The sequence below is a fragment of the Vibrio sp. QJM3NY_35 genome (genome assembly GCF_057785915.1).
On the sequence record NZ_CM173507.1, the window covers coordinates 3,385,535 to 3,398,780 of the forward strand.

15 protein-coding genes are annotated in these 13,246 nt (G+C 44.6%); all 15 read right to left on the reverse strand.

Annotated features, from left to right (window positions below; genetic code table 11):
* Positions 1-17: 17 nt before the first annotated feature.
* The 15 genes from atpB to AC3CH3_RS15490 all read right to left on the reverse strand — a co-directional run bounded on the left by atpB (position 18) and on the right by AC3CH3_RS15490 (position 12,935).
* Positions 18-815 carry a F0F1 ATP synthase subunit A gene (gene atpB, locus AC3CH3_RS15420; RefSeq protein WP_009848124.1) on the reverse strand — a complete coding sequence of 266 codons (798 nt, stop codon included), beginning with the start codon at positions 813-815 and terminating at the stop codon, positions 18-20.
* Between the two features lie 8 nt (positions 816-823).
* Positions 824-1,213, reverse strand: a complete 390-nt coding sequence (locus AC3CH3_RS15425) for a F0F1 ATP synthase subunit I (RefSeq protein ID WP_017058798.1) — start codon at positions 1,211-1,213, stop codon at positions 824-826.
* 192 nt (positions 1,214-1,405) lie between these two features.
* Positions 1,406-2,287, reverse strand: coding sequence for a ParB/RepB/Spo0J family partition protein (locus AC3CH3_RS15430; RefSeq protein WP_048662696.1), 882 nt, complete (start codon positions 2,285-2,287; stop codon positions 1,406-1,408).
* Between the two features lie 23 nt (positions 2,288-2,310).
* Positions 2,311-3,084: a ParA family protein gene (locus AC3CH3_RS15435; RefSeq protein ID WP_019825554.1), complete on the reverse strand. Its 774-nt coding sequence runs from the start codon at positions 3,082-3,084 to the stop codon at positions 2,311-2,313.
* Between the two features lie 14 nt (positions 3,085-3,098).
* A complete protein-coding gene (rsmG, locus tag AC3CH3_RS15440; protein ID WP_488537446.1) occupies positions 3,099-3,731 on the reverse strand; it encodes a 16S rRNA (guanine(527)-N(7))-methyltransferase RsmG in 633 nt (210 codons plus the stop codon).
* Positions 3,731-5,626 carry a tRNA uridine-5-carboxymethylaminomethyl(34) synthesis enzyme MnmG gene (gene mnmG, locus AC3CH3_RS15445; protein WP_488537447.1) on the reverse strand — a complete coding sequence of 632 codons (1,896 nt, stop codon included), beginning with the start codon at positions 5,624-5,626 and terminating at the stop codon, positions 3,731-3,733. The genes rsmG and mnmG overlap by 1 nt, the downstream gene beginning before the upstream one ends.
* Before the next feature lie 482 nt (positions 5,627-6,108).
* Complete coding sequence (gene mioC, locus AC3CH3_RS15450; protein WP_029405666.1) at positions 6,109-6,543, reverse strand: FMN-binding protein MioC; 435 nt, start codon at positions 6,541-6,543, stop codon at positions 6,109-6,111.
* A 50-nt stretch (positions 6,544-6,593) separates the two neighbouring features.
* Complete coding sequence (gene mnmE, locus AC3CH3_RS15455; RefSeq protein WP_029405667.1) at positions 6,594-7,955, reverse strand: tRNA uridine-5-carboxymethylaminomethyl(34) synthesis GTPase MnmE; 1,362 nt, start codon at positions 7,953-7,955, stop codon at positions 6,594-6,596.
* A gap of 130 nt (positions 7,956-8,085) precedes the next feature.
* The gene (gene yidC / locus AC3CH3_RS15460; RefSeq protein ID WP_017058806.1) at positions 8,086-9,708 is read right to left on the reverse strand and encodes a membrane protein insertase YidC; all 1,623 of its coding nucleotides are present in this window, start codon (positions 9,706-9,708) and stop codon (positions 8,086-8,088) included.
* A gap of 2 nt (positions 9,709-9,710) precedes the next feature.
* A complete protein-coding gene (gene yidD, locus AC3CH3_RS15465) occupies positions 9,711-9,968 on the reverse strand; it encodes a membrane protein insertion efficiency factor YidD (protein WP_004735802.1) in 258 nt (85 codons plus the stop codon).
* Positions 9,935-10,258 carry a ribonuclease P protein component gene (gene rnpA, locus AC3CH3_RS15470; RefSeq protein WP_017055478.1) on the reverse strand — a complete coding sequence of 108 codons (324 nt, stop codon included), beginning with the start codon at positions 10,256-10,258 and terminating at the stop codon, positions 9,935-9,937. The genes yidD and rnpA overlap by 34 nt, the downstream gene beginning before the upstream one ends.
* Before the next feature lie 45 nt (positions 10,259-10,303).
* Entirely contained in the window at positions 10,304-10,438 is a 135-nt protein-coding gene (gene rpmH, locus AC3CH3_RS15475; RefSeq protein WP_004735800.1) for a 50S ribosomal protein L34, read from the reverse strand.
* A 206-nt stretch (positions 10,439-10,644) separates the two neighbouring features.
* Positions 10,645-11,382, reverse strand: coding sequence for an amino acid ABC transporter ATP-binding protein (locus tag AC3CH3_RS15480; protein WP_048610829.1), 738 nt, complete (start codon positions 11,380-11,382; stop codon positions 10,645-10,647).
* Positions 11,379-12,050 carry an amino acid ABC transporter permease gene (locus AC3CH3_RS15485; protein ID WP_009848134.1) on the reverse strand — a complete coding sequence of 224 codons (672 nt, stop codon included), beginning with the start codon at positions 12,048-12,050 and terminating at the stop codon, positions 11,379-11,381. Before AC3CH3_RS15485 ends, AC3CH3_RS15480 begins: the two co-directional genes overlap by 4 nt.
* A gap of 135 nt (positions 12,051-12,185) precedes the next feature.
* Positions 12,186-12,935 (reverse strand): amino acid ABC transporter substrate-binding protein, encoded by a 750-nt coding sequence (locus AC3CH3_RS15490; RefSeq protein ID WP_009848135.1) that lies wholly within the window; start codon positions 12,933-12,935, stop codon positions 12,186-12,188.
* Positions 12,936-13,246: the final 311 nt, after the last annotated feature.

Below are 13,246 nucleotides of genomic sequence, written 5' to 3' on the forward strand. Positions count from 1 at the left end.
AAAGCTTAAAAATTTTTTTAGTGATCACTATCTTCATGAGCCATTGATAAGTAAACGATTGTCAACATCATGAAAACAAACGCTTGAATCAAAATAACCAAGATATGGAAGATAGCCCAAGGTAGTGCACCTACCCATTGTAAATACCACGGTAGCATTGCCGCGATAAGAATAAACACCACCTCACCCGCAAACATATTACCAAATAAACGCATACCTAGAGATAATGGCTTCGCTAGTAACGAAATTACCTCAAGTACCAAGTTAAATGGAATCATGATTGGGTGATTAAATGGATGCAGTGCCAATTCTTTAGCAAATCCGCCTAGACCTTTTACTTTGATGCTGTAGTAGATCATCAGAGCAAAAACACCTAAAGCCATTGCCATTGTTATATTAACATCAGCAGTAGGAACCACTTTCAAGTAAGGGATACCTAGCCAATGCTCTGCAGGATATGGTAAGAAATCGATAGGCACTAAGTCCATCAAGTTCATAATGATAATCCAGCAGAATATAGTCAGTGCTAGTGGGGCAATCAGAGGGTTGCGGCCATGGAAAGTTTCTTTAACGTTGTCACCAACGAATTCCACTACCATTTCAACAAAACACTGAAGCTTACCAGGTACACCTACTGTTGCTTTCTTAGCGACTGAGCGAAAAACCCAAAGGAATAACATCCCTGTCAACACCGAAAAAAACAGACTGTCTATATGTACGTTCCAGAAACTTGTCTCCTCTACAAGACCAAACTTAGCTAAAGAAAGGTTTTGTAAATGGTGTTCAATGTATCCGGATGCTGTTGGCGCAGCCATAACTCATCCTATTTTTTATTGTTAATGAAAAGCACTGGCGCAAAGATATTAATACCTAGAACCAGTAAATAGGTCAGTTTGAGGGGAACTAATTCCACCTGCATATACATGTAGACAATAGAGAATAGTAAAACTGTGATAAGGATTTTTAGCGCTTCGCCTGCATAGAACGACGCCGCAACTAACTTAGTTGCACGAGCTCCACTAAATAGGAAAGCACACACACAAAAAACTGCATTTGCGATGACAAAAATACCGCCACCGATTAATGCAGCAAAACCCCAATCAGGATTAACAGCTAAACCTAACCCTATCGCCACTAATATAACCGCGCTAAGCTCGATCAATAACATTTGCTTTGCAAGCACTCGTCCTGGTCTTGCTAACGCCGCTACCATGTATTCGTTCCTCTTTTAAGCCTTCTTTACTACTCGCTTAAAAGCGTGCTGAGAAATTGGCGAAAATTATACGTTCAGCCAAATTGATTGCAATAACAACGCAGCAATCATTTACATTTTTGCATACAAACCGACAACTTTTGTACGAAATTACTTGTTTATTACATAATTGACCTAAATCAATTATCTCATTTAGTACTCTAGTTTAGCAATAAGTTGCTCTAATTTGTGAGGCTCATCAAGAGTAATCGTCACTTTTGACTTACCACTAACAGAACGAGTAACTGAAACGTTTGCTTGCAATTTTTCCGTGAGTCTTCGTGAAAGTTCGATAGCTTCTGTGTCTTCAGGCTTCGATTCAGCTTCAACGTCTGGTTTTAAACACTTTTTGACAAGTTGCTCAGTTTGACGCACGGTCATTTTTTTGGTTGCCGCAGTATTTGCAGCTTCAACCTGGGTATCACCTTCAAGCGCAAGCAGTGCTCGAGCATGCCCCATTTCCAGTTGTTTATTGGAAACTAAACCTTTCACTTCATTTTCGAGCTGATTTAGACGTAATAAGTTACTCACCGTTGCTCTCGATTTACCGATCACATCAGCGACTTGTTGGTGTGTCAGCTCAAATTCGTTCTGTAGGCGCTCTAGCGCTTGTGCTTCTTCGATAACATTCAGATCTTCACGCTGAATATTCTCAATCAACGCCATCGCGATAGCGGCTTTGTCTTCGACTCTCTTGACCAAACATGGCACTTGTTTAAGGCCAGCTTGACGAGCCGCTCTCCAACGACGTTCACCAGCAATAATCTCGAACTGGTCGTGCGCCAATGGGCGAACAACGATAGGTTGGATAATGCCTTGAGATTGAATTGATGCAGCCAGCTCTTCTAGCGCTTCAGGCGCAATATCCTTACGCGGTTGATATACACCAGGCTTCAAGCAACCAACAGCCAGTTCGATAAGCTCACCATCAGCCGACAACGCCTGACTATGAGAAGCAACTTGCTGTTTTTCACGAGCCAATGAGCTAGTTGCAAGCAATGCATCTAGCCCTTTTCCTAAACCACGCTTAGACATTGAGCGAATTCCTTTGATTGGACCTATACTGGGACTTCTTCACGACGCAACATTTCGCCTGCAAGAGCAAGATAAGCCTTAGCTCCTGCGGAATATTTGTCGTAGTACATTGCTGGCTTGCCGTGACTTGGGGCTTCTGCCAGACGCACATTTCTAGGGATCACAGTTCGGTAGACTTTGCTACCAAAGTGTTTTTTGAGTTGATCAGATACTTCGTTCGATAAGCGGTTGCGAGGATCGTACATAGTACGCAGAAGACCTTCGATCTTCAGGTTCTCGTTTACAACAGCCGCTAGCTTACTGATGGTATCCATCAATGCAGTCAAACCTTCCAAAGCAAAGTATTCACATTGCATAGGAACCAATACGGAGTCGGCCGCAGCCATCGCGTTGATTGTAAGAAGGTTTAATGATGGTGGGCAATCAATAAAGATGAAATCATAGTTATTGCGAATGGATTCGAGTGCATTTTTTAAACGAACTTCACGAGCAAACACTTCCATCAACTTGATTTCTGCTGCAGTAACATCACCGTTCGCGGCGATGAGGTCATAATTGCCAGACGTACTTCGGCAAACTACTTCATCAAATGGGGTGTCTTCAACCAACAAATCGTAAGCAGTTGCTTCAACTTGATACTTGTCGACACCGCTCGCCATAGTGGCATTACCTTGAGGATCGAGGTCAACAACCAATATCTTGCGTTTTGTTGCCGCCATTGATGCTGCCAAATTAATGCAAGTTGTTGTTTTTCCTACGCCACCCTTTTGGTTGGCAATTGCTACGATTCTACCCACTATGGCCTCGCTGATTATCCCTGACGCGATAAAGTAACTAGATGACGCTCTCCATCAAGCTCTGGCACTTGCAAAGCTTTAATGTCTGTCACTGAACACCATTCAGGTAACAGGTCGATTTCATCTCTAGGATGTTGTCCCTTAAGAGCCAAAAATACACCGGATTGCTCTTTAGGTAAATGGTGACACCACTCTACCATGTCTGTCATTGACGCAAATGCGCGACTGAGCACGGCATCAAACTTTTCTTCTGGTTGAAACTCCTCAACGCGACTTTGAACCGGTACCACGTTGTCGATACCCAATTCATGAATCACCTGTTTGATAAAACGAATACGCTTACCTAGGCTGTCTAGCAAGTAAAACTCGCAGTCTGGATTCATGATTGAGAGCGGAATCCCAGGAAGACCAGGTCCCGTGCCAACGTCGATAAAGCGCTTGCCTTGTAAGTGAGTGCTAACAATGATGCTATCTAAGATATGTTTCACCATCATTTCTTGCGGGTCACGAACAGATGTTAGGTTATAAGCTTTGTTCCACTTATTCAGTAACTCAACGTAGCCAACCAATTGGCCACGTTGCCTTTCAGATACTTCAAGTTCAGTCTGGCCAATCAGGTGATCCAGTTTTTCGCGTAATGCGCTCATTATGCTTCCTCACCTTTTTTCAACAGGCCGTGTTTTTTCAAGTAAACCAATAGAATTGAGATTGCTGCAGGTGTGATACCTGAAATTCGCGAAGCAATACCAATTGAGTCAGGCTTAGCTGTCGTCAGTTTAAGAACCACTTCGTGAGAAAGTCCTTTTACCTTGCTGTAATCGATATCAGCAGGCAGTTTGGTGTTTTCATGACGCAGTGATTTTTCAATTTCGTCTTGTTGGCGTTGAATGTAACCATCGTACTTCACTTGGATCTCAACTTGCTCAGACGCTTGTTGATCTTCCAGAGCAGGACCAAAACGATCCAGTGCAGTTAGCTGTGAATAAGTCATTTCAGGGCGACGAAGAAGATCTTCACCGCTCGCTTCACGAGACATTGGTGTTTTAAGAATTTGGTTCAGTTGATCGATATCTTCAGATTTTGGATTAATCCAAGTCTCTTTCAGACGTTGACGCTCTTTCTCCATGTTTTCCATCTTCTCGTTGAAACGAGCCCAACGAGCATCGTCGACTAGGCCAAGTTCACGCGACTTTTCAGTCAAGCGGATATCGGCATTGTCTTCACGAAGCAGCAAACGGTATTCCGCACGAGACGTAAACATGCGGTAAGGTTCTTTGGTACCCATGGTAGATAGGTCGTCAATAAGCACGCCCATGTAAGCTTGGTCACGACGCGGACTCCAGCCTTCTTTGCCTTGAGTAAACAAACTTGCATTCAGACCCGCCATCAAGCCTTGTGCAGCCGCTTCTTCGTAGCCAGTGGTACCGTTGATTTGACCCGCAAAGAATAGACCTTTAATAAACTTAGTTTCGTAAGTCAGCTTAAGGTCGCGAGGATCAAAGAAATCGTACTCAATCGCATAGCCAGGGCGAACGATATGAGCATTTTCAAAGCCCTTCATCGAACGAACAATTTGAACCTGTACATCAAACGGTAGACTGGTAGATATACCATTCGGGTATAGCTCATGAGTCGTGAGACCTTCAGGCTCAATAAAAATTTGGTGACTGTTTTTGTCTGCAAAACGCATTACTTTGTCTTCAATCGAAGGACAGTAACGAGGGCCAATGCCTTCAATCACACCCGCGTACATAGGGCTGCGATCAAGGTTGGCACGAATTACGTCATGCGTATTTTCATTGGTATGCGTGATGTAACATGGAATTTGACGAGGTTGTTGAGCTCGGCTGCCCATGAACGAGAAAACAGGCGTCGGGTTATCACCGTGTTGAACCTCAAGCTCAGAAAAATCAACGCTACGTGCATCGATACGAGGAGGTGTACCTGTTTTCAGGCGATCAACTCGGAATGGAAGATCACGAAGACGGTCAGCCAGTGCGATCGATGGTGGATCGCCAGCACGGCCACCTGAAGAACTTTCCATACCAATATGGATCTTACCGCCTAGGAATGTGCCCACAGTCAGAACCACAGCGCTTGCGCGGAACTTAAGGCCCATCTGTGTTACCACACCCACCACTTGATCCTGTTCAACGATCAAGTCATCAACCGACTGTTGGAACAAAGTCAGGTTTGGCGTGTTTTCAAGAACGTTGCGAACAAAGGCTTTGTACAGTGCGCGGTCAGCTTGTGCTCGAGTAGCACGAACCGCAGGGCCTTTTGATGCGTTCAATGTTCTGAACTGAATACCTGCATGATCAATAGCTTGCGCCATTAATCCACCCATTGCATCGACCTCTTTTACCAAGTGGCCCTTACCGATCCCGCCAATGGCTGGGTTACAAGACATTTGTCCTAGCGTATCGATATTATGAGTAAGTAATAACGTACTTTGGCCAGTACGTGCAGATGCGAGTGCGGCTTCCGTTCCTGCATGGCCACCACCAACAACGATGACGTCAAATTTTTCGTGATAAAGCATGAACCGACCTCAGGTATTCAAACGTTTTCTAGATTGATAAAAAGGAGCGATATTCTACCTGTTTTCATAGCCTGAGAAAACGTTTTTGGGATTTTTCGAAAAAGCTGTTTTTAATTAATATAGATAAGATCTTTAAGGAGATCTTTTATTAGATCTATTATTAGGATCGAGGGTATCTGTGGATAAGTCGAAAATGATCAACGAGAACATGGATCTTTTTTGGATCAAATGATGTGATCTAACTTTGATCAGGATGAGGATTAGCTGGGATCAAAATGGCTACTTATTCACAGGTGGAAATTAGCCTAAAACTTGTTATTTGGATAACTATAGGTTAATCACCGTATATGTATGATCTTATCCACAGCAGAAATTGAAAATAGATCGCTAATTTTCGATGTTTTTGAAAAAAAGTTATTCACAATCTCGATGTTCAGAGACAAAAAAAGCGGCATAAGCCGCTTTTTGAGAGAGGAGAGAGGTTAAAACTGGTCGCTATGATCGTTAAACCAAGCTTCTGCTGCGTCTTCTGGTACCGGAGTTTCCAATACATCGATGGTAAAACAGTCAGAAATAGGCTGAGCACCGAGCTCTTTCATCTGGCTGTGGACTGATTTTCCCGCCAAACAGAAGGTATCGTAACTCGAATCACCAAGCGCCACGACAGCAAAGCGAACCTGGCTTAAATCTGGAGATTGCTGGGTCAATGCGTCGATAAACGGCTTAATATTATCTGGAAATTCACCCGCACCATGAGTTGAAGTCACCAGCAACCAAAAGCCTTGTTGGGGAATATCATCGAATTCAGGCTGATTATGAAGGGTGATCTCGTGGCCTTGCTCTTCAAGAAGATCATTAAGGTGATCGCCAACGTACTCTGCACCACCTAAGGTGCTGCCTGTAATAATGTGGATCATTAAGCTGTCCTTACTAAAGAAAAAGGCCAGCATGAGCCGGCCTTTAAAGGTTATTTACCAATACAGAAAGAGGTGAAGATACGGCCGAGTAGGTCATCGGAACTGAACTCACCAGTAATCTCGTTAAGGTGTTGCTGCGTTATACGCAGTTCTTCTGCCAAAATTTCCCCTGCCATATAGCCTTCGAGCTGTTGCTGACCAATATCTAAGTGCTCAGATGCGCGTTCTAGGGCATCTAAGTGGCGACGACGTGCCATGAAGCCACCTTCATTACCACCAGCAAAGCCCATGCAATCTTTTAAATGATTACGCAGCGCATCAACGCCTTGTCCCGTCTTTGCTGATAGTCGAATCAGAGTTGGATCATTAACATGGCAAATCCCGAGATTTTCACCGGTTTGATCGGCTTTGTTACGAATCACGGTCATTCCGATGTTATTCGGCAGACGATCAACGAAATCTGGCCAGATATCTTTCGGGTCGGTTGCATCGGTAGTGGTGCCATCGACCATAAATAAAACGCGATCGGCTTGAGCAATTTCTTCCCAAGCGCGTTCAATACCGATTTTTTCGACTTCATCCGAGGCTTCACGCAGGCCTGCGGTATCAATAATGTGCAATGGCATACCATCAATATGGATATGTTCACGCAGTACATCACGCGTGGTACCAGCAATATCAGTCACAATCGCGGAGTCTTTACCCGATAATGCATTCAGTAAGCTCGACTTACCGGCATTAGGACGACCTGCAATCACCACCTTCATGCCTTCACGCATGATGGCACCTTGATTGGCTTCTTGGCGAACCGCTTCGAGGTTGTCGATGATAGCTTGTAAGTCAGCACTTACTTTACCGTCAGCAAGGAAATCAATCTCTTCTTCTGGGAAGTCGATAGCGGCTTCAACATAGATGCGTAAGTGAATCAGAGAGTCCACCAGCGTATTAATGCGTTTTGAAAACTCACCTTGCAACGATTGCAGAGCTGATTTCGCCGCTTCTTCTGAACTGGCATCAATGAGGTCAGCAATTGCTTCTGCTTGGGTTAAATCCATCTTGTCGTTCAAGAAGGCACGCTCCGAGAACTCACCTGGGCGAGCTGCGCGTAGCCCTGGAATCGCGAGGATGCGCTTGATGAGCATATCCATTACCACAGGACCACCGTGGCCTTGTAGCTCTAATACGTCTTCACCGGTAAACGAGTGCGGGTTAGGAAAGTAAAGCGCGATACCTTGGTCTAGCTCTAAACCATCGTGAGATTTAAAAGGGGTGTACTCAGCGTAACGTGGTTTCAGTACTTTGCCGGTAACTTCAAGCGCAACTTGGGCTGCTTGTGGGCCTGAAACGCGAATAATACCGACGCCGCCACGGCCGGGTGCAGTCGCTTGAGCAACAATCGTATCTGTAGTCATAGTTGTGCCTGCTAGCATGTGAAAGCCAAAAAGGGGCGCTCACGATTAATCAATTAGCTGAATTGTAATCAGCTAAAAACAAAAAGGCGACCTTTTGGTCGCCTTTCTTTATCTCTTTCGATTATCGAGCTTACTTAGAATGTAAGCCTTTCTTTTCCAGCGCGCGGTAGATAAGCGTTTGCTGAATCAGAGTTACGATGTTCGATACTAGCCAGTATAGAACCAGACCTGAAGGGAAGAACAGGAAGAAGAATGTGAACATAACCGGCATAAAGGTCATGATCTTCTGCTGCATTGGATCCGTTACAGTTGTCGGGCTCATCTTCTGGATTAGGAACATTGAAGCACCCATCAGAAGTGGCAAGATGTAGTATGGGTCTTGTGCTGAAAGGTCAGTAATCCAACCGAAGAACGGTGAGTGACGCAGTTCAACAGACTCCATTAGTGCCCAGTATAGCGAAATGAAGATAGGCATTTGCAGAAGGATAGGTAAACAGCCACCTAGTGGGTTTACTTTCTCTTTCTTGTAAAGCTCCATCATTTCTTGGCTCATGCGTTGGCGGTCGTCGCCAATACGCTCACGCATTGCAGTCAGCTTAGGCTGAAGCATACGCATTTTCGCCATAGACGTGTACTGAGCTTTCGTTAGTGGGTACATAGCACCACGAACGATGAAAGTTAGACAGATGATTGCCAGACCCCAGTTCACAACGATGCCTTGAATGAACGAAAGCAGAGTATGAAGTGGTTTAGCAATGAACCATAACCAACCGTAGTCAACTACTAGGTCTAGGTTTGGTGCAACAGCAGCCATTTGGTCTTGAAGTTTAGGACCAACCCAAAGCGTTGCTTTGAAGTTTGCTTCGTCGCCAGTAGCGATGGTTTTGTTCGGCATGCGAACACCGATGTCGCCAAGGTTACCAATTACACGAGTGTAAAGGTTGCTGCCTGCTTCGTCGCGTGGGATCCATGCACTTGCAAAGTAGTGCTGAATCATCGCTGCCCAACCTTGACCGTTTGCTAGGTTAAGAGACAGGTTGCGATCTTGCATGTCGTCGAAGCTGTATTTTTTGTAACGCGTATCTTCCGTAGAGTAAGCACCACCACGGTAAGTTGGCATTGTTAGACTACCGCCGTCATCCATTACGTTCTGACGTAGGTGAGCGTACATGCCGAATGTCGCGTTGTTACCAGAGTTGTTGACTACATCGTATTCAACATCCATTGCGTAGCTGCCGCGCTTAAGGATGAATGTTTTCGTGTAATCAAGGCCGTTCGCTTGGTAAGTCATCGGGATGCGTAGTTCATCCTGACCATCAGCAAGCGTGAAGCTGTCTGCTGAAACTGTGTAGCTTGGGCGGTTTGTGCTGCTTAAATCGATACCTTGAGGACCCACTAGACCGCTTTGTGCGATAAATTGGTGACCTGGTTCGTTTTTAAGAAGAACAAACGTATCTTCAGAATCGAACTCAGCAGAGTAATCGTTTAGGTTTGCTTTAACGACATCACCACCAACCGTATCAATTGACAGAGTCAGTACATCAGTTGTTACTGTGATAGTTTTAGCAGAAGAAGCAACTTGACCAGGAGCCGGGTCTAGATCATCTGCATAAGATGGCGCTGGTAGGGTGCTGCCAGATTGTGCCTGCTCAACCGCTTGTGGTGCTGGATTCTGAGCTACGTTCCATTGTTGGAACAGTAGGAAAGAAACCAAAGCCAATGCGATTAACAGGATATTACGTTGAGAATCCATCGTTATTTATCTCTGTCTTGTTTTTGGACTGGTGGAACGGGGTCAAAGCCCCCTTCGTTCAAAGGATGGCATTTTAATAGACGTTTGCCTGATAACCAACACCCTTTTACAAAACCGTGAGCTTTCAACGCTTCTATCGCATATAAAGAGCAGGTTGGAGTAAATCGGCAGCGTGGGCCGATGAGTGGACTAATAAACCATCTATAAAAATAGATGGGTATTAGCGCTATCCACGCGAAGGGCGAGACAGGCGAAGCCATAATTTGTCGAGTAGCTTGAACATTTCTTCATTGCTTAAATCTTGCGCGCTCTTCTTTGCGATTACAACAAAATCTTTGTTAGGAAGTTTGTGTTGAGTGTTACGAAAGCTTTCACGAGTAAGACGCTTGAATCGGTTACGACCCACGGCGGTTTTAATCTGCTTTTTCGGAACGGCTAATCCAAGGCGAGGATTTGAAAGAGAGTTATTTCGGGCAATGATGGTGAAATGAGGGGAGCCAGCTCGATGAGCTTGCTTGAAGACATTTTGATAATGTTCGGGAGTTAACAAGCGTAACTCCCGACCGAAGGCTAGCTTATTCAAAATAATCAAAGATTACTTAGAAAGACGCTTACGGCCTTTTGCACGACGTGCATTGATTGTTGCGCGACCGTTCTTAGTAGCCATGCGAGCACGGAAACCGTGAGTACGCTTACGCTTTAGAACTGTAGGTTGAAAAGTGCGTTTCATTGTAATTACCTTACTGATCAGTAGTTTTAGGTTTTTGTTAAACCCGGCGTGGGCATTTTTTCTCTTCTTTATATAAGAAAGGAAAACCGACGCCTCTCAACAAAGAGGCGGAATTGTAATCACTGTCACAAAAAGTGTCAATGATTGGGTTAACTAAAATTCCGGTCGGGGGATTATACGTAGAATAACTAAAATCACAAGGATCCTTAGTCGATCCCAACCTTATTTAAGAATTTTTTTAATTTAGGATCCTGTGGATTACCAAAAATATCCTGTGGAGATCCCTGCTCGACAATATGGCCGTCAGCCATGAAGATCACTCGGTCTGCGACCTCTCTAGCGAACTGCATTTCATGGGTAACCACCAACATGGTTTGATGCTGATTTGCCAGTTTTTTCATTAGGTTAAGCACTTCTCCAACCCACTCAGGATCTAGCGCTGAAGTCGGCTCATCAAACAGTAAAAGCTCGGGTTGTAGTGCCATTGCACGGCCAATACCCACCCGTTGTTGCTGGCCACCAGAGAGCGCGGCTGGGTAGCTATCACCTTTGTCACCTAAGCCAATATCATCAAGTATTTGTTGTGCTTTTTCATGGGCTTGCTGTTTTTTCCAACCACGAACGGTAATTAAACCTTCAGCAATATTCTGTCTCGCGGTTTGGTGAGCGAACAGTGCATAGTTTTGGAACACAAAACCGGTTTTACGACGCAGTGCAAGCACCTCTGCCTTAGTGTGTTTCTGAGTATCAACCTTGATATCATCAATCGAAATTGTGCCTTGATCGGCTTGCTCTAGAAAATTCACACAACGCAGTAGGGTAGACTTACCCGTACCACTTGAACCTATGATGACAATTATCTCACCTTGTTTGATTTCTAGGTCGATCCCTTTCAAAACTTCGGTGTCACCAAACTGCTTGTGGATATTTTGTAATTTGATCATCGTACATACGCCTTATTCAGTTTCACTTCGGCCCAAATTTGAATACGAGTGAGGATAACCACCACGCCCCAGTAAATCAGCGCTACCGCTAAGAAAGCCTCGAAGAAGCGGAAACTTGAAGAAGCCTCCATCTGAGCTTTAGCCATGATTTCGGCGACACCTAAGGTGAAAGCAAGTGAAGTCGATTTGATCATGTCGATGAAGTAGTTCATCAATGACGGCAGTGCCACGCGAGTTGCTTGCGGCAAGATCACTCGGCGCATCGCTTGGCTGGTTGTCATACCGACCGAAAGGCTGGCTTCCATCTGGCTGCGGTCAATACCGATAATCGCGGCACGAATACTTTCTGCCATATACGCGGCAAAGTGCAGGGTTAAGCCAATCACAGCGGCGCTGAAGGCATCCAACCCAACCATCCACGGGAAGACTTGCGGTAAGCCGTAATAAAGGAGGAACAGCTGCACCAACAGTGGGGTGCCTCGGAAGAAGCTAATGTACAGCTGGCTCAGTTGGTCGAGTACTGGGATTTTGAATACACGAATATTCGCCAGTATCAGAGACAGAATCAGAGCAAAGAACAAGCCCCAAGTCGCCATCTCCATCGTGGTGCCTAAATACTTCAGTAGTATCGGCAACAGCTCTAGCATGTAATTAAAGTCAAATCCCATAATCTATCTCGTATTTTTATTGGCAGTGTTGTTCTATATGTAAGTATTGTTCTATCAGGTTTTTTAATCAGTGCACAAAAGCAAAAAGCCCACCGCTGTATAAAGCAGTGGGCCTTGAATGGAGAAAGTGAGTAATTACTTCTGAGTAATGTCCGCACCAAACCATTTCTGAGAGATACTTTCTAGCGTACCATCTGCGCGCATTGCTGCTAATGCTTCATTTACTTCTGCTTGCAGTTTTTTGCCGTTATCGTTGTCGACGAAAGGCCAAGCGTTTTCAATTGTTTCGAATGGCTGGCCCGCCAGTTGTAATGGTAGACCAGTCTTCTTGATAAGCTCTAGTGCTGATAGGCGATCCATTACGAATGCATCCGCACGGCCTAGTGCCACATCATGTTCAATGCCCGTATCGTAGGTTTTTACATTGATCTTGCCATCTTTGTCGTAGCTGCGAAGCAGTTGTTCAAAATTTGAGCCTAGGTTTACCGCAACTGTCTTGCCATCAAGGTCTTCGATACCTTTAATGCTGTCATTACCTTTACGAACGGTAATTTGTGCGCCGTCTACTACGTATGGGTCTGCGAATAGGTATTTCGCTTTACGTGCATCCGTCATTGTAATTTGGTTTGAAATGGTATCGATGCGACCCGTTTCAAGAAGACCAAACAGACCAGAGAAGTTTGCCGTTACGTATTCAACCTTGTAATCGTTACGCTTACCGATCTCATCCCATAAATCCACTTCAAAACCCTGTAGTTGGTCTTGTTTAACGAACGTAAACGGGAAATAGCGACCAGACATGCCGACTTTAACTTCAGTCGCAGCTTGAACAGTAGCAGCAGAGAGTGCGATAGCCGCAATTGCAGCCTTAATCCAGTTATTCATTTGGTAACTCCTTATATTTATGGGGTTGGATGTTACTGGGAAAATGCTCACTAGAATAAATAACCAGATGTTATTAACCATAACCAGATTGAATTCCCAATTTGGGGATAACTAGCAAGGATCCGGGCATAAGTGGATCATTGTGTGAGTAAATTAGGGGCAAGATGTGTGGATCCACCGATAAATTACAAATTTATTGTGAATAACTTGGATCTTATTCACTGGATCTGTGATCAATTGCTGGTGATCTGACTTATCAACAGGTAAAATTAGCGGTCATTTCATATTACTTTAAATAGAGTGAGGGCACC